Source organism: Pantoea sp. GM01 (assembly GCF_000282675.1).
Taxonomy (GTDB): Bacteria; Pseudomonadota; Gammaproteobacteria; order Enterobacterales; family Enterobacteriaceae; genus Pantoea; species Pantoea nemavictus.
In genome coordinates this window covers 1-20,697 of record NZ_AKIU01000049.1, presented here as the reverse complement: position 1 = coordinate 20,697, position 20,697 = coordinate 1, and the positions used below count along the sequence as shown (strand labels likewise).

Below are 20,697 nucleotides of genomic sequence, written 5' to 3'. Positions count from 1 at the left end.
GGACTTTGCTTATGAACGTAGTGAACCGATGCAGAGCGTGGTGCGCCGCGCTGCTGCTGCTCACCTGTAGCCCGTCGCTGCTGGCCGCCACGCCAGACGACCAGCTGATTGTGGGCATGAACATGAACAATCTCCTCACTCTCGATCCCGCAGCCATGACCGGCAACGAAGTGGTCGGCATTGTGGTCAATCTCTATGACGGTTTGGTTGAGTTAGATCCGCAACAGCTCACCAATGTGCGCCCGGCGCTGGCGGAACGTTGGGAGATCAGCCCCGACAATCGTCAGCTCACCTTCCATTTGCGTGACAATGTCACCTTCCACTCCGGCAATGCATTGAGCAGCGCCGATGTGATTTGGTCGATGCGCCGCGTGCTACACCTCAATCTGGCGCAGGCGTCGGTGTGGAAATCTTACGGCTTCAGCAAAGAGAACGTCGACCAGATGATCAGCGCGCCGGATGCGCGCACGGTAGTGATTCGCTTGCCTAAGCCTAACGATCCCAAACTGGTGCTCTATTCGCTGGCGGCGCTTGGCAGCATGGTGGTGCTTGACAGCAAAACCGTGCAGGCGCAGGCGGTAAATAACGATTGGGGCAATCGCTGGCTCACCACCCATGAAGCAGGGTCAGGACCGTTTCGTCTGGACGTGTGGCAAGCCAAAGATGTGCTGCGCATCAGCCGTGATCCCCACTACTGGCGCGGTGCACCCAAGCTGCAGCGCGTAGTGTTCCGTCATCTGCAGGAGTCGCAAACTCTGCGCCTGATGATGGAGAAAGGCGACCTCGATATCGCCAGCAACATGGCGATTCCCGATGTGAAGGCATTGCGTCACGATCCCGACCTCTCCATTGATGCCGTGCAAAAAGGCACGATTTATTACCTGGCGATGAGCATGAAGGACGATCACTTCGCCAATCCGCAGGTGCGCGAAGCGTTACGCTATCTGGTGGATTATCAGGGCATCAACAAAACGCTAATGGCCGGTTACGGCACGCTGCACCAGCGTCCGATTCAATCCGGCATGCCGGCGACGCTGCCCGATCCGGGTTACAAGCTCGATGTGCCGCGTGCCAAAGCGTTGCTGGCGGCTGCAGGTTATCCCAACGGTTTTGATACCACACTGCGCGTGCTGGCCGATCAGCCGTTCCTCAATGTCGCCATCGCCATTCAATCCACGCTGATGCAGGGCGGCATTCGCGCCAAAATTATTACCGGCACCGGCAACCAGATTTATGGTGCGATGCGCGATCGCCAGTTCAATTTGCTGGTGGGACGCGGCGGCAGCGGCGTGGAGCCCCATCCGCACTCCAGCCTGCGCGCGCTGGTTTACAACCCCAACAATGCCGACAGCGCGCGTCTCACCAATTTTCAGGGCTGGCGCACTGGCTTTTATGATGCGCAGCTGAACAGCATGATCGACAAAGCGCTGCTGGAGCGCGATGCCAAACAGCAGCAGCAGGATTACTTTGCCATCCAGCAACGTTACGACCAGCTGATTCCGGCGCTGATGCCGATTTCGCAAATGACCGATTCGGTGGTGGTGAACCATCGGGTGCAGGATTACGTGCCGCATCCGTCGGCTACCACTTTCCTGCGCGACGTGTGGAAAACGCCAGATAGCCTGGCAGGAGGTACGCAATGAAGCTAAGCAAAAGTCACTGGCGTCGTCTGCGCAGCCGCACGTTGCAGGTGGCGATCACCCTGTTTGGCCTGCTGCTGCTGACCTTCTTTATCGGTCGCGTGATGCCGCTCGACCCGGTGCTGGCGATTGTCGGGCCGGATGCTGACCACAATACCTACCAGCAGGTTTATCATCAGCTGGGCTTTGATAAACCGCTGTGGGTGCAGTTTGGCATCTATCTGCAGGGCTTGCTGCACGGCAATCTCGGGCTGGCGCTGCTCACCGGACAACCGGTCATTCACGATATCCTGCGCGTCTTCCCGGCCACGGTGGAACTGGCGACGCTGGCGATTGTGATTGGCACCGGGCTCGGCGTTCCGCTCGGCGTGTGGGCCGCCGCCCGTCGCAACAGCCTGATTGATTATCTGGTGCGCATCATCAGTCTGGCGGGCTATTCCACCCCCATATTCTGGGTCGGCATGGTCGGCCTGCTGCTGTTTTATGCCCATCTCGGCTGGGTGGGTGGCGCGGGTCGCGTTGACTTCAGCCTTGATGGCATTGTGCCGCGCCGCACCGGTTTCCTGCTGATTGATGCGTTGCTGGTAGGCAACTTCACGGTGTTCAGTAATGCGCTTAACCACTTGATTCTGCCCGCTTCCCTGCTCGGCTTTCACTCGCTGGCTTACATCAGCCGCATGACGCGCAGCTTCATGCTGGCGCAGCTGTCGCAGGAGTTCATTCTGACGGCGCGGGTAAAAGGGCTGAGCGAGTGGCAAGTGATTTGGCAGCACGCATTCCGCAATATTCTGGTGCAGCTGCTGACGGTGGTGGCGCTGGCCTACGGCTCGCTGCTGGAAGGCGCGGTGCTAATCGAAACCGTCTTCTCGTGGCCCGGTTTTGGTTCTTATCTCACCGGCAGCCTGATGCTCGGCGATATGAATGCGGTGATGGGCTGCGTATTGGTAGTCGGCCTGATTTTCGTGCTGCTTAACCTGCTCTCTGACCTGCTTTATCAGGTGTTCGATCCGAGGACCAAAGTATGACGATTTCTCTCGATACGCCGTTAGCCAGCCAGACGCGCGAACGGCTGGCGCGCTGTCGCCGCACCGGCGCGCGCATTGGCCATTTTCTCTGGCAAATGGCGCGCAACCCGTTAACCGCGATTGGCGGCGGGATTATCTTGCTGCTGCTGGTGGTGGCGCTGTTTGCACCATGGATTGCGCCCTATCACCCGCTGATTCAGGACCTCAACAATGCGCTGACGCCGCCGAATGCGCAGCACTGGTTTGGTACCGATGAGTTTGGTCGCGATATCTTCAGCCGCCTCGTCTGGGGCGCGCGCATCACGCTGTATATCGTGCTGCTGGTGTCAGTCACCGTTGGCCCGCTGGGCCTGCTGCTCGGCGTCACCGCCGGTTATTTCGGCGGCAAAGTTGATAGCGTATTAATGCGCGTCACCGACATCTTCATCTCCTTCCCGAGTCTGGTGCTGGCGCTGGCGTTTGTCGCCGCGCTCGGTCCGGGACTGGAGCATGTGGTGATTGCCATCACGCTCACCGCCTGGCCGCCGATTGCCCGTCTGGCGCGTGCTGAAGCGCTGTCGCTGCGCCAGGCCGATTTTGTTTCGGCGGTGCGCTTACAGGGTGCCTCTTCACTGCGCATTTTGTGGAAACACATCGTGCCGCTGTGCCTGCCGTCGGTGATCATCCGCATCACCATGAATATGGCCGGCATCATTCTCACTGCGGCCGGACTGGGTTTTCTCGGATTGGGCGCGCAGCCGCCGGATCCTGAATGGGGCGCGATGATCGCCAGCGGCCGTACCTATATGCTCGAGTGTTGGTGGGTGGTAACGGTGCCGGGTCTGGCAATTCTGATCAACAGCTTAGCGTTCAACTTTTTAGGAGACGGCTTACGTGACATCCTCGATCCCCGTAGCGAATAGCGCTGCACCGTTGCTCGACGTACAGGATTTACAGGTCAATTTCGTCAATGGTCGCCTCGTCACACCCGCGGTGCGCGGCATCTCCTTCCAGTTAGGCAAAGAGAAACTGGCGATTGTCGGCGAATCCGGCTCCGGCAAATCCACCGTGGGTCGTGCGCTACTGCAACTGCATCCGCGCAGCGCACAAGTCACCGCACAGCGTATGCAGTTTGGCGAGCTTGATCTGCTGCGCGCCACGCCCGCGCAGATGCGCGCCATTCGCGGTAAACGCATTTCAATGATTATGCAGGATCCGAAATACTCGCTAAATCCGGTGGTGCGGGTTGGTGAGCAGATAGCCGAAGCCTGGCGCAGCCATCATCCTGGACAGCGCGAAGTGGCGCGTCAGCGAGCGATGGAGATGCTTGAGGTGGTGCAGGTGCGCGATCCCGGGCGTATTTATCAGTGTTATCCGCACGAAATTTCTGGCGGTCAGGGCCAGCGCGTGATGATCGCCATGATGCTGATTACCGATCCCGAATTGTTGATTGCCGATGAACCCACCTCGGCGCTGGACGTTTCAGTGCGCCTGCAGGTGCTGGCGCTGCTGGATGATTTGGTGAAACAGCGCGGGCTGGGGCTGATCTTTATCAGCCACGACATCAATCTGGTGCGGCGCTTCTGCGATCGCGTGCTGGTGATGTATGCCGGGCGCGTGGTGGAGTCGCTGGCCGCCAGCGAACTCGATCGCGCACAGCATCCCTATACGCAAGGCTTACTGGCCGCGCTGCCGGATATGGATCAGCGTCGCGCACGGCTGCCGGTGCTGCAACGTCAGGCCAGCTGGCTGCAACCTTAAGGAGCAACGATGAACGAGATGATCCGCGTCAGTAATCTCAACCTCAGTTTTGGCGAGGAGGAGCGCTGTAATCAGGTACTGTTTGACGTCAATTTATCGATTCGCCAGGGCGAGATTTTTGGCCTGGTCGGCGAGTCGGGATCGGGCAAAACCACGGTGCTGAAATGCCTGGCCGGGCTGTTTACCCACTGGCAGGGCGAGCTGGCGATTGACGGCGTCGCGCTTGAGCATCGTATCGCCCGCGCGCGTTGCCGCAGCGTGCAGATGGTGTTTCAGGATCCTTACGGATCGCTCCATCCGCGCCACACTATCGGCGATATTCTTGAGGAGCCGCTGCAGATTCACGGTATCGGACAGCGCCAGCAACGGGTGATCGCGATGCTGGAAAAAGTGGGCCTCAATCGCGCGTGGCAAACGCGCTATCCGCATCAGCTCTCCGGCGGTCAGCGACAGCGCGTCGCCATTGCTCGTGCGCTGATCCTTGAGCCGCGCGTATTGCTGCTGGATGAACCGACGTCGGCGCTGGATGTATCGGTGCAGGCGGAGATCCTCAACCTGCTCAGCGACTTGCAGCAGCAGGAGAAGCTGACCTATTTGATGGTCACGCACGATCTCGGCGTGGTGGCGCATCTGTGCCATCGCGTGGCGGTCATGCAGCATGGCAAAGTGCTGGAGACACTGGATGTCGATGCGCTGGTAAACAACCGCGCGCAAGTGGCTTATACGCAGATGCTGGTCGATGCGAGTCGGCAGGATAATGGGGTTTTGGCGTAGGTTCGCCATTGATGGTGACCAGGTGCGCATCAATGCGCACCCTACGAACAACAGGGGAATCGTCATCTCAGGTGATTTATGCAGAGCAGACAATATTTTCCCGGCGGTTGCGGAAAGTTTAACCGGTGTTTTCTCCGACACTTTCTCCGACATTTTCTCCGACACTATCGGTGTCTAAGTAGCGTGTCACTTCAAGCCAACAAGTCACATATTAGCCACAAATAGAGATATTCCGTTGGGTATTACTATTTAATAAAGAGTAAAAAAACCAAGCCAGGTTTCCCTGGCTTAGTTAAACGCGTCTCGATTACTGCGTCAGTTCACGCACAAAGCGCGCAATTTCCTCACTCTGACCATGCTCAAACAGTGCATGCTGCAGACGTGGGCCGCTCAACGCGGTTTTCACCAGTTCAGGGTCGATGGCGCGCAGTGAATCGAGGTAGTTCTCTTTCAGCAATGCCGCTTTCACCTGATTAAGCAATCCGGCATTGCGCACCTGCGGCTCTTTACGCTCTGGCGGATAGCCGTGCCCTTTCTCGCCGGTGAAGGCTTTTTCGAAGATAAAGCGCAGGTTCAATTCCGCGCCCCAGCCGAAGCCTTTGGCGAACGGCAGCGACAGCGCATTGCCATTATTGATTTGCGCAAACAGGTAGGCATCGGCGGGATCGATGCAGTAACCGCACACCACGCCCGGATGCAGGTTAAGTGACATCAAGGCGCCCTGTCCGGTGCCGCAGCCGGCCACCACGAAATCCACGGCGTGGCTGTTCAGCAGCACGTTGGCCATGATGCCGAGGTGAATGTAGGTCAGATGATGATCTTGCTCGTCGCTCATACCAACGTTAAACACCTGATGTCCGAGCGGTTGCGCCACGGACTGAAGCTCTTTCAACACCGTTGCGTTCTTCGCAGCCTGGCTGTTTTCCATCATCAAAGCGATTTTCATGATCCATCCTCAGATTAAATTGAAACGCCGTTTCATTTTAATCAAAGAACGGTAAAATGCAGCCTTTAAATGCCTTTTTGACTGTGAGTTATGTCACACATTCACCATGCAACCGGCAAGGAGAAAACATGTTTATCTATAAAAACACCACGCAGTTAGAGGATCTCGGCAACGGCGTCACCCGCAGGGTGCTGGCGCACGGCGGCAGTATGATGGCGGTGGAAGTGACTTTTGCGCAGGATGCCATTGGTCCGCTGCATCATCATCCGCATGAGCAGCTGACCTACGTGTTGTCGGGACGTTTTGCCTTTACCATTGATGGTAAGACACAGGAGGTCGGCGCGGGGGATACGCTGTATAAAGCGCCCAATATTGTCCACGGCTGCGTCTGTCTGGAGGCCGGCGTGCTGCTGGATACCTTTACGCCCCAGCGTGAGGATTTTCTGGCGGCACCGTAACGCGCCGCCAGTGAAATCAGCGGGCGGCCCACCACAAGCGCAGCTTGAGGCCCCACCCGCTGGTCCAGCCGCTGCTGGTGCTGATGACTTTACCCTGGTGCAGTACGATAAAGGTCGGCGTAGCGTTGATATCCCAGCGCTGGCCGATCGCCCCGCTTTCATCATTGATCGCCACACCTTGCAGCCCTTTCTTCTCCAGCCAGGTCGCAACCCGCGCATCATTGCCGGAACGCAGCGCCACGCTCACCACTTTTACGCCTTGCTGGCTTAACGATGCCACGGTGGGTGTGGTGAGCTTGCATACGCCGCACCACGTGGCCCACACGTAGACCAACAGCGGCTGATGCTGACTGAGTTCGGCAAGATTAACCTCGCCCTGCAGCGCGGTTAGCGGCTGTTGCGCCAAATCAGCGGGCAGCTGCGGTGCGCGCAGCCAATCCATGCCCCACAACGCCGCAGCGACTATCAGCAGCAGAAAAAGCGTCTCGCGTAACCCGCGCTTCACGCGACTCATTGCTTCGCCTGCAGCGCGCCTTTCACTGCGGCTTCCAGCTGTTCATACGGCACCGCACCGCTGATCATCTGATCGCCCACCAGCGTGGCTGGCGTGCCCTGCACACCCAACTGCTGCGCCAGCGTCAGATTACTGTTGATGGTATCGAGGCTGGCTTTGCTTGGCTGTTTCAGCGTAATGCCAGTTTTCTCTAGCGCCGCGTCAATACTGGCTTCATCGTGATTGCCCTTCTTCGCCATTAAACGCTCATGCAGCTTGAGGAAGTTCTTTGGTTGCTGCTCCCAGACGGTAAGCGCCAGACGTGCCGAGGTCAGCGAGGTTTCCGCGCGATACGGCAGCGGCTTAATCACCACCGCCACCTGCGGATAGGCTTTCATCAGCTTTTCTATGTCTGCTTCAAACTTTTTACAGAACACGCAGTTGTAATCGGTGAAGTAAACCAGCGTTAGCGCGGGCTTCTCAGCACCGATGCGCGGTGAACCGGCATCGTTGAACAGCACATCGTGGTTTTTCTTCACCATCTGCGCGACCACATTTTGCTGCTGCTGTGCCGCTTCTTTATCGAATGCATCAGCCGCTTCCGCCAGAATCGCTGGGTTCTGCACTAATGTTTCACGAATCAGCTCCTTAATGCGCGCTTCCTGCTCCGGAGTAAATGGCGCAGCCGCAAGTGCAGGCATAGCAAGGAACATCAATGGCAGTAACAGGGATTTCTTCATTATTTTTTCGCCTCAGAGAGAGTGGAGATCACCGCTTCACGACTCAGCAGCGGTGACAAAATCTGGCCTTGCGGCAGTGCCGGGCCATAAATTTGGTTAAAAGGAATCGCTACACGATCGCGGCGACGCAGGAACTCACCGATAGCGGGATCGGGTTGCGTCCAGTCGCCGCGCAGCAGCACCACATCATCAGCCTTCAGCGCAGCACGCACATCCGGCTGATTAAGCACGCGGGATTTATTCACTTTGCAGGTAATGCACCAGTCGGCGGTGACATCAACAAACACCCGTTTGTCCTGCTCGAGCGCCTGATGGATAGCGGCTTCGGTCAGCGGCTGCCAGTGCAGCGCATCCTCATCCGGCTCGATGCGCGTCATAAGCAGTAACGCACCGGCCAGCGTCAGCGTGATAAACACCAGGCCCGCCTGTTGCAGCGCACGGCGTTTAATCAGCCAGCCACACAGCACCAGCAGCAGCGCCACTGCCAGCACTAGCGCAACCGTGCTGCCCCAATGCGGTACCAGTAGCGTCACCAGCCAGAAGGTGGCAAGCAGCATCAACAAACCGAGCACAGTGCGCAGATGCACCATCCAGCGACCGGGACGCGGTAAGCAACGCGCCATACCCGGCAACGCCGCAACCAGCAGCCACGGCAGGCTCATGCCCACACCCAGCGCGACAAACAGCAGCCACAGCTGCGGCAGCGGCGCCGTCAGCGCGTAGGCCACGGCGGTACCAAGAAACGGTGCGCTGCACGGCGTGGCCAGCAAGGTGGCAAACGCGCCCTGTCCGAAGTGCCCGAGCAGACCCTCACCGCCCTGGGTCGCCAATTTAGTATTCAGGCCCGACGGCAAGCGGAAGTGCAGCAGATCAAACAGGCTGGCGCTGAACAGGAACATCACCAGCACCATCACCAGCAGAAAACCGCTACTCTGGAACTGGATGCCCCAGCCCAGCGCCTGCCCGCTAAGTCGCAGCCCCGTCATCAGCAGCGCCAGCAGCAGGAAGGAGAAGATAATGCCGGCGCTGGAAGCAAGGAACTGCTTGCGCGTTTGACGCTGGGTTTGCCCCTGCTGCTGCACCAAACTGCTGAGCTTGATCGCCAGCACCGGCAACACGCAGGGCATCAGATTAAGGATTAAACCGCCCAGCAGCGCCAGCAGCAGCACGGACCAGAAGGTCTGCGCTGCCTCGCCCGACACCAGCGTTTCCGCGCCGATGGTTAACGAACTTTGCTGCGCGATGCCCGCATCGGCCACCACCAGCGACAGCGTTTTGCCGCGCAGATCCGGTGCCGCTTCACCCCACTCATCAGTTACCGTCACGCGCGCGCTGAGCGTATCGCCATTAACACTGATGTGCGGTGCCGCCAGCATGCTACCCGGCGGATAGTCGAAGAACAGCTCTGGCTTTTGCCAGCCACCCTGACGCTCGGCACGGATTTGCAGCTCACCGTTGATGAAGCTGGCGGCGAGTTGATCGGTTAAGCCGCTTGCCGCCGGAATTTTTCCCATCGCCTCGGCGAAATCGCGCGGAAAATCGGCGTCAGCGGGCTGCGTCAGGTCGAGGCTGAACGGGAAGTCGGTAAGAATGCAGACGTCGCTACAGGTCGAGAGCGTCAGCGTACCTGCCAGCCGCTGGCTCGACAGTTTTGCCAGTGTGATTGGCAGCGTGATATCGCCTTTGTAGCCTTGCGTGGTCAAACCGCTGACGTCAAAACGCGCGGGCGCTGGCCAAAACCATTGCGCATTAACCTCTGGCGTTTGCCAACGAATTTCCGGTGCTACGCCGCCTTCACCTGGCGTGCGCCAGTAGGTTTTCCAGCCAGGTTGCAAGCGGATATCCAGCAGCAGTTGCTGATCATTATTGTGGCTGGCGCTACGTAGACGCACTTCCGCGTGACTGTTTTGCGCATTGCGCAGCCAGCCAGTATCTGCCGCCTGCGCGGTGATCGCACAGCTCGCCAGCAGGAGCAGCAGGCTCCTGATAAATATAGACATGGTGATTCTCCAGTGAATAACAGGGTTTACGCGATGCAACGCGTAAGTGTTATTCCCGGAAGACGCAGAGGGTCAGATGCCGCCGTCGCAGTGGCGTAAACAGCGGTGTCCGGCGATAGCCGAAGGAGGTAGAGCGTTGCGTAAAGGTGGCAATCAACGCCAGCAGCAACAGCAGGAAAGGCAGTGCGGTATCCAGGATCGGCGCGGCGGCACTCAACGATTTCGCGCTCAGGGCACAGGGCTTTTCGCTGCCGCTGGCATCGTCATTACCGTTTACCTGCGTGGACGCGCTGACTTGCGCCAGCGGCGCAGATGGCAAATTGAAGCTGCGCTGGACGAGACAAAACGCCAGCACCAGACAAACCAGTGCCAGAATCCATTTTGCGCGTGATAGCGATATCGTCATGCCGCAGCCTCAGAGAAAAGTGCGGGCATTTTAAGCATCGACAGCAGAAACACCAAGCTTTGCAGTGTAAACTTTTGTCTTTGTTGTGCGGAGCGTACTTTGAGCTGGTGGCATAAGGGTACCAACCGGGCTGATGGGTAACAGTTTGCTCGCTGGAGTTAAAGGTGTTTGCTGTCCCCCATCCCGGCCTTCCCCCGCAAGCGGGGGAAGGAGACGCAGCCATATGCTGCTTCAGAACTCACATGCATGGCGACCAGGTCATTCGCAGCATGCGGCTAAACAATATCATCCACGACGCCGCCATCAACGCGCAGCGCGGCGCCCGACGTGGCTGATGCCTGTTTGGAACAGACATACACCACCATATTCGCCACCTCTTCCACCGTAGCGGCACGCTGAATGATGGAGCTTGGCCGCTGAGCCATCACAAACGCTTTCGCTAACTCTTCCAGCGGCTTGCCGGTGCGTTTCACTTCATCTTCCATCATCGCGGCAAAGCCATCGGAAAGCGTAGGGCCCGGCAGCACGCTGTTGACCGTCACATCACTGCCCGCCACCACCTTCGCCAGTCCGCGCGCCAGCGACAGTTGCGCGGTTTTACTGACGCCGTAGTGCAGCATTTCGGCAGGAATGTTCAGCGCCGACTCCGAGGAAATAAATACCACTCGCCCCCAGCCACGCTTCACCATCTCCGGCAACAGTGCCCGCGACAGGCGCACGCCAGACATCACGTTGGTTTGCCAATAGGCTTCCCAGGTTTCATCGTCCACTTCATAAAAGTCCTGCGGGCCGTAAATCCCGGCGTTATTGACCAGAATATCGATGGGCGGCAAGCCGTTGAGCAGCTGTTTGACGCCCTGCGCACTGCCAAGGTCGGCGATGAAGGTGTGGATTTTTGCCCCCGCCACCAAACCGTTTAGCTTTTCACGCGCGCGACTGACCGAAGCTTCGCTGCGCCCATTCAACACCACTTCCGCCCCGCTGGCGGCTAAGCCCTGCGCGATAGCAAAACCAATGCCGCCGGTTGACGCGGTGACCAGTGCTGTTTTTCCGTGTAAATCGATGTTCATGGAACTCTCCTATGCGATCGTTATCACAAAAGCCTGGTTGATGCCGCCAAATATGCATTGACAAATCATGCGGTTATTATCACGACGAGGGATTAACGGCGGCCCGAACGGCACGTTGTCCCGTCCGCCATGCCACTGCAAAAGCCATAATCAACAACAGCAGCAACACCGGCGTGAAACTGACGATACCGAAATTCTGCAATAACATGCCGCCCAACATGCCGCCACCCGCAATCGCCAGATTCCATACTGTCACCAACATCGATTGTGCGACATCAGTTGCGGAACTCGCCCGCTGCACCATCGCGGTTTGAAACAGCGTTGCCGCACCACCAAAGGCTAATCCCCACAATCCCACCGCCAGCCATACCAGCAGCGCACTGGACACATTCAATTGCAGCAGCAGCGCTGCAGCGATGAAAAGGCCGATGCAACTAAGCGTTAGCGGCTGGAGATATCGGTCCACTACTATGCCGGTGATGACGATACTGACCAGCGAGCCGCTGCCAAACAGCAGCAGGATCGCGTCGGTACGCGCCATTAACCCAGCCGGCTGCAGGAACGGTGAGATATAGGTGTAGAGAATGTTATGCGCCAGCACGAAACACAGCACCAGCGCCAGCACGCTACGCACGCCGGGCAAGCGCGCAACGGTGGCCAGAGACAAACGCTGCCGTGCCGCTTGCCCGGGCTGTTCTGGAGCAGTGAGACGCAGCACCAGCATCAGCAGCAGTGACAGCCCACTTAACGCCATAAAACTCAGGCGCCAGCCGATGGCGTTACCCACAAAGGTCCCGAGCGGCACGCCAATCGATAGCGCCAGCGGCGTGCCTGCCATCGCTATCGCAATCGCTTTGCCTTTTTTTTCCACTGGCGCCATCGACGCGGCATAACCGGCCAGCAACGCCCACAAGACGCCAGCAGCAGCACCCGCGACACCGCGCGCGATCAGCAGTAAAAGGTAGTCATTAGCCATGGCGGTGATCAGATTTGCTGCGGTAAAACCGGCCAGGGTGAATAGCAACAAACGACGGCGCCGCACGCCTTGCAATAGCGTCATCAACGGAATCGCCGCCAGGAAGGAGCCCACCGCATACACCGTAACGCTCTGCCCGGCTGCCGCCACTGAAATGGATAACTCCTGCGCCATCGGCGTCAGCAATCCGGCGGGAAGCGCCTCGGTAACGATGGTGACAAACGCTGCCAGGCTTAATGCCAGCAGCGGAATCAAAGGTAAACGATCGCTCATAACGCCTCCCGCATTTCCTGCGGCTCATCCAGCGCCTGCGGCATCACCGCCTGAAGTAAATCCTGCATGCTTTTCTCTCCTCAATAATGAATAGCTTCACAGTAGTCACTTCTCTATTGCGGAAAAAGCGGGGTATATTTCTCGACTTAACGGACATTTATGTCCGCAATCGCGAGGCAACATGGACAGTCTGAACAGTATGGTGGTGTTCGTGCAGGTGGCGGAAACCCGCAGCTTTGTGGCTGCAGGGCGGCATTTAGGTCTTTCCGCCTCGGCGGTGGGCAAAAGCATTGCCCGGCTGGAGGATAAACTTGGCGTGCGGCTATTTCACCGCAGCACGCGCAGCATCACGCTGACCGCCGAAGGCGCGCTGTTTCTGCAGCGCTGCCGCCGTATTCTGGCCGAAATTGAAGCTGCCGAAAGCGAGCTGTCGCAGGCAGCAGGCCGTCCCGCCGGGCGTTTGAAACTGAGCCTGCCGATTGTGGGTTCGCTGATCTTGCCGGTGTTAGGCGACTTTATGCAGGCCTATCCGGACATTCAGCTCGATCTCGACTTCAGCGATCGTGTTGTCGATGTGATTGCCGAAGGATATGACGTGGTGATGCGCGCTGGACCGCCGACGGATTCACGCCTCTCGGCGCGCAAGCTGGGTTATGCCTACTCCATCGCGGTGGCCTCGCCAGACTATCTGGCCCGTTATGGTGAACCTAAAACACCTGAAGCGTTGACGCAGCACGCTTGTCTGCACTATCGCTTTAACACCACCGGTAAGCTGGAGCGCTGGGTGCTGCGCGGCTACGAGGATGAACAGGAGCTGACGCTGCCCACCACCATGATCTGTAACAACATTGAGACTCGCGTCTGCTTTGCGCTACGTGGATTAGGAATCGCCATGCTACCGGATTTCTCGATTCGCGAAGCACTGGCACAAGGTACGCTACGCGAGGTATTAGGCGACTTCGCCTGCCATCGCAACGTGTTTCACCTGTTGTGGCCCGCCAGCAAACATCCGTCGCCGAAAGTGCGCGCGCTGATCGACTTCCTCAGCGCACGCGTTTTTCAGCCAGAAGCGGATAACGCCGGCCGGGTAGCGATTGGCCGTCGCAGCTGACGCTGCAACCAGGCAAAGGCGACCGCCTGGTCTGGATTGCGCGCATCCAGTTGCAACACCGGACCCAGCGCCATCGGCTGCGCGCTTTCGGCCAGCTTGCGCAGCTCCGGCAAATACTCGGCGCCGGGATGACCGGGCATACGATCCGTCAATCGCGACTGATAGCGTGCCACCGCATCATCCGGCGAAATCGCCAGCCACAGCTCCAGCACCCGCGTCACGCCGGCGTGCTGCAATCCCTGCTGCAATACTTCGCGCGGTTGAAAGCCAAACCAGGCATCGATCACATAGGTGCAGCGCGCCGGGGCTTGCGCCACCACTTTCCAGATCGCCTGGTAAGCAGCACAGCCCAGTTGTCGATTGCGCTGGCGATCCACCGGCGCAAAGCTGGCCATAAACGGCTCTTTCAGGCTATCCAGCGTCAGCACCGGCAAGCCGAACTGCTCGGCCAGCGCGCGCGTCAGGGTGCTTTTGCCCGACGCCGGAATGCCATTCACCAGCACCACCACCTTCTCTTCAGTGTCGGTTGTCATAGGATGTCTATCACCTCCGCGGCACTGCTGGCGTTGCGCAGTCGCACCAGCGTCTCTTCATCTTCCAGCAGCGTCACAATCGCGCGAATGCCCTCTTCAATGTGGGCATTGCTATCACGCGCGCCGAACATAATCACGATGTCGGCTTTGTCGCTGCCGTCGAACGAAATCGGCTCATCCAGCACAATCATGCTGAAACAATCTTTCAGCACGCCGGTTTCTGGCCGGGCGTGAGGGATGGCAATGCCCTCTTCAAACACGTAGTACGCGCCATGTTCCAGCGTATTGGCGATCACCGCTTCCGGATAGCTGGCTTTGATGTAACCGCCGTTGACCAGTGGAAGCGCAGCCAGCGCAATCACCTCGCGCCAATCCCTGGCGCTGATCCCCACCTGAATCGCACTTGCCTCCTGCAGCAGCTGTTTAATACTCATACTGCCTCCTAAATTGATTTGCGAATGGTGTTGCGCAGTTCATCAATTTTGACAAACAGCGGATCAATTTCCTGACGAAAACGACGGCTTTTAGCAAAGATATTTAATGCACGATTATACTCTAGCATTAATTGTTTTTGCGTATCTGTCGCCTGCGGATTATTTGCCAGCTGTTGCTCTAGCTGGCTTATTTTACCGCTGATGGTTTCAGCCTGAAGATCTATTTCCTGTGAATCCTGGCTCTTATTATCCGAGCCCTTTTTCAAGAATCCAAACATAGCGTCTCCTGCCCCGAATGGCGCCGGGCACCTCAGGTTATTACGTCATGAGTGAGTCGGAATTAGCGGAACAGCTGAATCTTTTCTACCAGAACATTTGTCACCGCGTCGTTAGCTGGCACGAGGAAATTGCGCACGCTGTCGTTGACCTTGCCCTTTTCAAACGTCTGCTTACAGTTGGCTACCCACTGCACATTCATCTCAGTGCCGACATTCACTTTCTCGATGCCGCTGCGCACCGCAAGACGCATATCTTCATCGCTGACGCCGGTGCCACCGTGCAACACCAACGGCGTATGCGTGGCGTCAGTGATATCCGCCAGGCGCTGATGCTGAATGTGCGCTTTGCCGGTGTACAAGCCGTGTACCGTGCCGATGGAGATGGCTAACATGTCGACGCCGGTCTCCTCCACGAAGCGTTTGGCATCGTCTACCGTGGTGAAAGCCGTTTCGCTCATCGCCACCACTTTGCCATCTTCAGAGCCGCCAATGGCGCCAAGCTCCGCTTCCACTGAGACATCCAGCGGACGTGCCATATCAATAACCCGACGCGTATTGGCAATGTTCTCTTCAATCGGTAAATGTGAGCCGTCGTACATAATCGAACTGAAGCCGGCATCCAGGGCGGTTTGAATCGCGGCTAAATCGGAACAGTGATCGAGATGCAAGCAGGTTGGGACATTGCGGCTCTCTGATAATGAACGAATGGCATCCACCAATAATTTATGTCCCAGATATTTCGCGGTGCCGGTAGATATCTGAATCATTAATGGACTATTGGTTTTTTCTGCCGCGCTAAAAAAGGCCGGCAACATCTCCAGGCAGTGCAAATTAAAGGAACCCAGCGCTTTAAAATCACGTTCTTTAGCCACCTGTAACAGATCGGTAAAGTTATAAAGTTTCATGGAGCTTTTCCTCATGGGATTTAGACTTGGTGGATTTTCCGTTAACAAACCAGGCGATAAGGGTAATAAAGGCAATAAACAGCGCGACGAATAGCCAGTTATTCTGGAATGCGTGGCCGAGCACCAGACCGGTACTGATCACATCCGAATCACTGAAGGTGACGCCGGTAAAACCGTAGCTTTCCAGCATCGGCACCAGAATCGCCGGCAGGAAGGTGATGAACAGACCGTGTACGAAACCACCGATCATCGCACCGCGACGTCCGCCGAGCGCATTACCAAATACGCCTGCGGTGCCACCGGCAAAGAAGTTGGTCAGCAGGCCAGGCAGAATCATCGCCAGACCAAACATCGGGAACACCAGCATGCCGACTACCGAACCCAGGGTGGTGGCGAGGAAGCCGACAATCACCGCGTTCGGGGCATAGGGGAACATCACCGGGCAGTCGAGCGCCGGTTTAGCATCGGGCACCAGACGCATGGCAATACCGCGGAAGGCTGGCACCAATTCGTTCAGCAGTAGGCGCACGCCGCTGTACAGCACGAACACGCCGCACACGAACTGAATTGACTGCATAAAGGCATACATCAAATAGTTCATGCCGTTGCTGTACTGACCGATAAATTCCGGACCGGCTGCCACAGCGGGAATCAGGTACATCGGTACCATCACCACCGCCATCGACAGATAGGTGTCCTGCAGGAATTTAAAGTTGTCGGGCAGTTTGAGATCTTCAGTAGAGCGCGAGCCTTTGCCCACCACCTTCGCTACCGCCGCCGTCAGCAGGTAGCCGATGGTGCAGAAGTGGCCGAGCGCCACGTCATCGGAGTCAGTAATGCGGCGCACCACCGGTTGTGCCAGCGCGGGCATCACCACCGCCATAATGCCGCCGAAGATGCCGCCGGTAAGGATCAGAGGTAAACCTGTCAGCCCCGCTTTATAGCCAATCACCGCACCGATTGTCGCCATCCACAGCAGCGCCTGACCGGTCAGGAAGATGTATTTGAACGGTGTCAGACGCGCAATGATGATATTGACGATAAAGATCACCAACAGCGTCAGCGCCACTTCTGAACCCAGCTCGCGGTTAGCTAACCCGGCGATGGCGGCAACGTCGGTGATATAACCCTGCATGCCAAAACCGTGGGTAAAAATGGTGTTGAGGAAGGTCAGCGTGCCAACAATAATGTTGATACCGGCCATCATAATTAAGAAACCGAGCAGGGTTTTAAAGGTGCCTTCCACCACCTTTCCCGCCGATTTTTTTTGCAGTAGCAGACCAATCAGGGCAATAAAGGCGATCAATATTGATGCCTGCCCTAATAGATCTTTTACCAGGAAGTCGATCACACTATTCATGATTAGCAACCTTTAAGTTACGTTCTTTCATAAACGCCACGATTTTTTCTTCAATTTCCGCTTTATCAGTGAGCTTATTGAGAATAATCACCCGCTTAATTTGTTCCGGGCTGGCATCGGCATTTAATACATCAGCGAAGGCTTTCTGGGTTAAAATCATGTCGGATTTAAAGGCGTTGGCTTCAGAAATGGTGGTGTGATCGATATCAGCATCGATTTCGAGTTTCTTTAATACCGACTTGGCGCTCATCTCAATCGCAAAGCTAGAACCCAGACCACATCCACAGACACATAATATTTTCAGCATGGCTATTTCCTCACAGAATTTGCAGTTGTTTAGCGAGTTTATAATGATGCCCTTCAGTATCGACCAGGCGTTTTTTCATGCTTATTAAATCAATCGGAATCGGTCGATTACTGCCATTAATAATCACCGCTTTATTGCGCATTCCCGACTGAATACAACGCGCGACTTCACTGGCCATAATGGTGCCCTGGTAAATCTCTTCACAGGTAGGGTCGCCATTACGCAGGCCGTAACCGATAATGGTTTTACGAATACGGACACCGATTAACGGTTCAATTTGTTTAATTAAGGTGTCGATAGCACCCTGGAAGCCCGGTGAATATTCACGGGTATAGCCTTCCGAGCACAAAATAATCACGCTGTTCTGCGCGACCAGCCGCTGCGTGATACGCTCAGCCAGCTCCTGCGGCGCAATCTGGCATTCGGGGATCAGCGCGAAATCCGCATTAGACTTGATCGCCGACTGCAGGGTTAATTCGCCGCAATAGCCGCCGAGCAACTCCACCATAAATACGCGACCGGTTAACGCACGCCCGGTATTGCGTAATTTCGCCACCTCTTTTAATACCTGCTCGCAGGCGGTGGAGAATCCAATACTGTAATCACTGCCAAATACGTCATTATCGATGGTCATGCCAACGCCGAAACAGTTGACGCCAAATTCGCTTAGCGTATGCAGGAATTGCAATGAACCATCGCCGCCGGCCATAATTAACACATCAATACGCAGCGACTTAAGATGTTTAGCAATGCTCTCATATTCGGGCCGAATTAATTTTTTGCTGGTGCGTCCCGACTGCATTACCGGAATAGCGGCAATCGCATAATCCACTAAATCGCGCTGGGATATTTCCTGGTGATTATTTTCCAGCAGACCCGGTATACCGCCATTGAATAACACCATTTCCGCCTGCGTTAAGCGCGATATTTGGTACACAAAGTTATTAATCCCGGTGACATCGCCACCGCTGATCACCATGCCAATTCTCATTGTCATCACCCTTCATGCTGTGCGTCTGATATTCATTCTTCCGATTAACCGACTTGTTATTTGCAACGGATGTCACACTTTTGCCATGAATTTCCCTGTTGAGATCGTTGACAGCGCTTATTGATGACTTAATTTTGTGATTTAAATCACATCCACACTTCAGGCTTTTGATGACAATATCTAACAAAATCATACTGTTATATTTAAATCAGCTAGCTAAACTTACCGGTATAATTAACGCCGCTAACGCTCGTTTTCTTTCGATCTATTTTGTGATTTCCCGCGCATTTTTATCGTTCCCTGACGTTTATTCCGTAAAAGATAAAGGGATAATGATTGCGTGCGTTATTTCCCTGCCAGTGCCAGTCAATGATTGACTCAATGCGGCTGCGCTTGTCCAATACCGTGGCGGATAAAGAATAAATAAGAGAGAAGATGAGCATGCAGAAGGAAATGTTGCGTGAGTTGGCTGACGTGGTGGGTGACAAGCAGTTATTAACCCATGCTGATGATAAAGCCTGGTATATAAAAGGATTCCGCGTCGGACGTGGCGAAGCGCTGGCGGTGGTGTTACCGCAAAGCTTATTGCAGCTGTGGCAAACGTTGCAGGTGTGCGTGGCGCACGACGTCATCGTACTGATGCAGGCCTCGAATACCGGCGTCACCGGTGGCTCCACGCCCGACGGCAACGATTACGATCGCGATGTGGTGATCATCAGCACCCGCCAGCTTAAAGGTGTGCAGGTGATCGATCAGGCGCGTCAGGTGATTGCGTTTCCCGGTACCACCCTCACCGAACTGGAGCACACCTTGCAGCCACTGGGCCGCGAGCCGCATTCGGTGATTGGCTCGTCCTGCATCGGCGCGTCAGTGGTGGGCGGCATCTGTAATAATTCCGGCGGTTCGCTGATTCGCCGCGGCCCGGCCTTTACCGAGAAGTCGCTGTTCGCGCGTATTCATGACGATGGCCGATTAGAGCTGGTCAATCACCTGGGTATTGCGTTGGGCGAGACGCCGGAGGCAATGCTGGACGCGCTGACGCAGCAGCACTATCAAACCGGCGAGCAGCCCGACTGGCAGGGGAAAATCTGGGCTGATGATTACGCCGATCGCCTGCGTGACGTCGCGGCAGACTCTCCGGCACGCTTTAACGGTGACCTGCGCTACCTGCACGACAGCGCCGGCAGTGCAGGAAAAGTGGTGGTGTTTGCCGTGCGCTTGCCCACCTTCGAAGCCAGTGCCGGCAGCGATACTTTTTACATCGGCACCGATGATGAAAGCGTGCTGGTTGAACTGCGGCGTTATCTGTTAACCCGCATGAGCGAGTTACCTCTGCAGGCGGAATATATCCATCGCAACGCCTTTGATTTGACGGTGCGCTACGCCAAGCATATGTATCTGGCGATCCGCAAACTCGGTCCGCAGGCGATTCCACAGATGATGGCAAAGAAAGCCAAATGGGATGTGCGCGTCAGTCACCTGAAGTTCCTGCCACGCAATTTTGTTGATCGGATGCTGCAATGCTTTAACCAACTGACGCCGAGCTTTATCGCGCCGCGCATCATGGCTTACCGCAGCGAGTATCAACACCATTTGATGATTAAAGTCGAATCGCAGCAAACCGCTGAACTGCAAGCGCTGTTGCAGTCATTCTTTGCAGAACACGCGGGCGGCTTTTTCCACTGCGATGCACGTGAAGCGGCGGATGCGTTTCTGGTGCGTTTTGGCGTGGGCGGCTGCACCATCTCCTACTGTGATGCGCTAGGCTACAACCCCAACGAGCGGCTGGTGGCCTTCGACGTGGCGCTACGGCGAAATGATGATGCGTGGCGCCTGACGCTGCCGGATCACCTGGCGTCGCAGGTGCAGGTCGATTCATGCTGTGGGCACTTCTTCTGTTTTGTGAATCACCAGGATTACGTGCTGAAACCGGGCTACGACGCCAAAGTGTTTAAGGAAGAGGTGAAGCGGTATCTGGAGCAGCGCGGGGCTAAATATCCCGCCGAGCACAATGTCGGACATCTGTATGAGGCTTCATGCGAGCACGTTGAGCACTGGAAGCAGCTCGATCCTACCAACAGCTGCAATCCGGGGATTGGCAAAACCAGTAAGAAGAAGTTTTGGCGATAAAGTACCTCTTGCTAAAACATAATTAAGACGGTATCTCCCCGGCCCTGCGCCAGCCCATCCCGCCGCTTCGCGGTGCCTTCGCTCCCTCGCGATTCCTGACGGACCGG

22 protein-coding genes are annotated in these 20,697 nt (G+C 56.4%); 8 read left to right on the top strand and 14 right to left on the bottom strand.

Annotation, left to right across the window (positions count from 1 at the left end):
* Nucleotides 1-11 precede the first annotated feature (11 nt).
* The 5 genes from PMI17_RS14555 to PMI17_RS14535 are packed head-to-tail and all read left to right on the top strand — an operon-like array spanning nucleotide 12 to nucleotide 5,179.
* Complete coding sequence (locus PMI17_RS14555; RefSeq protein ID WP_009128239.1) at nucleotides 12-1,643, top strand: ABC transporter substrate-binding protein; 1,632 nt, start codon at nucleotides 12-14, stop codon at nucleotides 1,641-1,643.
* Entirely contained in the window at nucleotides 1,640-2,665 is a 1,026-nt protein-coding gene (locus PMI17_RS14550; protein ID WP_009128232.1) for an ABC transporter permease, read from the top strand. Before PMI17_RS14555 ends, PMI17_RS14550 begins: the two co-directional genes overlap by 4 nt.
* Entirely contained in the window at nucleotides 2,662-3,567 is a 906-nt protein-coding gene (locus PMI17_RS14545; RefSeq protein ID WP_009128225.1) for an ABC transporter permease, read from the top strand. The genes PMI17_RS14550 and PMI17_RS14545 overlap by 4 nt, the downstream gene beginning before the upstream one ends.
* Nucleotides 3,539-4,405, top strand: a complete 867-nt coding sequence (locus PMI17_RS14540) for an ABC transporter ATP-binding protein (protein ID WP_009128224.1) — start codon at nucleotides 3,539-3,541, stop codon at nucleotides 4,403-4,405. The genes PMI17_RS14545 and PMI17_RS14540 overlap by 29 nt, the downstream gene beginning before the upstream one ends.
* 18 nt (nucleotides 4,406-4,423) lie before the next feature.
* Entirely contained in the window at nucleotides 4,424-5,179 is a 756-nt protein-coding gene (locus tag PMI17_RS14535) for an ABC transporter ATP-binding protein (protein WP_036621330.1), read from the top strand.
* Between the two features lie 307 nt (nucleotides 5,180-5,486).
* On the opposite strand, the gene PMI17_RS14525 is transcribed toward PMI17_RS14535, so the two are convergent.
* Complete coding sequence (locus PMI17_RS14525) at nucleotides 5,487-6,125, bottom strand: RpiB/LacA/LacB family sugar-phosphate isomerase (protein ID WP_009128221.1); 639 nt, start codon at nucleotides 6,123-6,125, stop codon at nucleotides 5,487-5,489.
* Between the two features lie 128 nt (nucleotides 6,126-6,253).
* On the opposite strand from PMI17_RS14525, the gene PMI17_RS14520 reads away from it, so the two are divergent.
* On the top strand, nucleotides 6,254-6,583 hold the full coding sequence (locus PMI17_RS14520) for a cupin domain-containing protein (RefSeq protein WP_009128220.1): 330 nt from the start codon (nucleotides 6,254-6,256) through the stop codon (nucleotides 6,581-6,583).
* A 16-nt stretch (nucleotides 6,584-6,599) separates the two neighbouring features.
* Here PMI17_RS14520 and PMI17_RS14515 read toward each other — a convergent pair whose 3' ends face one another.
* The 6 genes from PMI17_RS14515 to PMI17_RS14490 form a co-directional block, all read right to left on the bottom strand.
* On the bottom strand, nucleotides 6,600-7,097 hold the full coding sequence (locus PMI17_RS14515; protein ID WP_009128219.1) for a protein disulfide oxidoreductase: 498 nt from the start codon (nucleotides 7,095-7,097) through the stop codon (nucleotides 6,600-6,602).
* Entirely contained in the window at nucleotides 7,094-7,816 is a 723-nt protein-coding gene (locus PMI17_RS14510; RefSeq protein ID WP_009128218.1) for a DsbA family protein, read from the bottom strand. The genes PMI17_RS14515 and PMI17_RS14510 overlap by 4 nt, the downstream gene beginning before the upstream one ends.
* Nucleotides 7,816-9,816: a protein-disulfide reductase DsbD gene (locus PMI17_RS14505; protein ID WP_009128212.1), complete on the bottom strand. Its 2,001-nt coding sequence runs from the start codon at nucleotides 9,814-9,816 to the stop codon at nucleotides 7,816-7,818. Before PMI17_RS14505 ends, PMI17_RS14510 begins: the two co-directional genes overlap by 1 nt.
* Nucleotides 9,817-9,865: 49 nt before the next feature.
* On the bottom strand, nucleotides 9,866-10,222 hold the full coding sequence (locus tag PMI17_RS14500; protein ID WP_009128211.1) for a hypothetical protein: 357 nt from the start codon (nucleotides 10,220-10,222) through the stop codon (nucleotides 9,866-9,868).
* Nucleotides 10,223-10,497: 275 nt separating this feature from the next.
* The gene (locus tag PMI17_RS14495) at nucleotides 10,498-11,292 is read right to left on the bottom strand and encodes an SDR family NAD(P)-dependent oxidoreductase (protein ID WP_009128210.1); all 795 of its coding nucleotides are present in this window, start codon (nucleotides 11,290-11,292) and stop codon (nucleotides 10,498-10,500) included.
* Nucleotides 11,293-11,371: 79 nt separating this feature from the next.
* Complete coding sequence (locus PMI17_RS14490; protein ID WP_009128209.1) at nucleotides 11,372-12,541, bottom strand: MFS transporter; 1,170 nt, start codon at nucleotides 12,539-12,541, stop codon at nucleotides 11,372-11,374.
* A gap of 181 nt (nucleotides 12,542-12,722) precedes the next feature.
* Between PMI17_RS14490 and PMI17_RS14485 the strand changes: the two genes are divergently transcribed.
* Nucleotides 12,723-13,652 (top strand): LysR family transcriptional regulator, encoded by a 930-nt coding sequence (locus tag PMI17_RS14485; protein WP_009128208.1) that lies wholly within the window; start codon nucleotides 12,723-12,725, stop codon nucleotides 13,650-13,652.
* Here the strand turns inward: PMI17_RS14485 and PMI17_RS14480 are convergent.
* From PMI17_RS14480 to PMI17_RS14450, 7 genes are all read right to left on the bottom strand, one after another.
* Nucleotides 13,601-14,185, bottom strand: a complete 585-nt coding sequence (locus tag PMI17_RS14480) for an AAA family ATPase (RefSeq protein ID WP_009128207.1) — start codon at nucleotides 14,183-14,185, stop codon at nucleotides 13,601-13,603. The two genes, PMI17_RS14485 and PMI17_RS14480, sit on opposite strands and share 52 nt — an antisense overlap.
* Complete coding sequence (locus PMI17_RS14475; RefSeq protein ID WP_009128206.1) at nucleotides 14,182-14,619, bottom strand: PTS sugar transporter subunit IIA; 438 nt, start codon at nucleotides 14,617-14,619, stop codon at nucleotides 14,182-14,184. Before PMI17_RS14475 ends, PMI17_RS14480 begins: the two co-directional genes overlap by 4 nt.
* Before the next feature lie 8 nt (nucleotides 14,620-14,627).
* Nucleotides 14,628-14,897, bottom strand: a complete 270-nt coding sequence (locus PMI17_RS14470; RefSeq protein WP_009128204.1) for a hypothetical protein — start codon at nucleotides 14,895-14,897, stop codon at nucleotides 14,628-14,630.
* A 62-nt stretch (nucleotides 14,898-14,959) separates the two neighbouring features.
* Entirely contained in the window at nucleotides 14,960-15,802 is an 843-nt protein-coding gene (locus PMI17_RS14465) for a class II fructose-bisphosphate aldolase (protein WP_009128201.1), read from the bottom strand.
* Nucleotides 15,789-17,162, bottom strand: a complete 1,374-nt coding sequence (locus tag PMI17_RS14460) for a PTS sugar transporter subunit IIC (protein WP_008110085.1) — start codon at nucleotides 17,160-17,162, stop codon at nucleotides 15,789-15,791. Before PMI17_RS14460 ends, PMI17_RS14465 begins: the two co-directional genes overlap by 14 nt.
* Nucleotides 17,155-17,469 (bottom strand): PTS sugar transporter subunit IIB, encoded by a 315-nt coding sequence (locus PMI17_RS14455; RefSeq protein WP_008110086.1) that lies wholly within the window; start codon nucleotides 17,467-17,469, stop codon nucleotides 17,155-17,157. The genes PMI17_RS14460 and PMI17_RS14455 overlap by 8 nt, the downstream gene beginning before the upstream one ends.
* A 10-nt stretch (nucleotides 17,470-17,479) precedes the next feature.
* Nucleotides 17,480-18,460, bottom strand: coding sequence for a 6-phosphofructokinase (locus PMI17_RS14450; RefSeq protein ID WP_009128199.1), 981 nt, complete (start codon nucleotides 18,458-18,460; stop codon nucleotides 17,480-17,482).
* 435 nt (nucleotides 18,461-18,895) lie between these two features.
* Here PMI17_RS14450 and dld point away from each other — a divergent pair, with 435 nt between their 5' ends.
* Nucleotides 18,896-20,590, top strand: coding sequence for a D-lactate dehydrogenase (dld, locus tag PMI17_RS14445; protein ID WP_009128197.1), 1,695 nt, complete (start codon nucleotides 18,896-18,898; stop codon nucleotides 20,588-20,590).
* Nucleotides 20,591-20,697 lie beyond the last annotated feature (107 nt).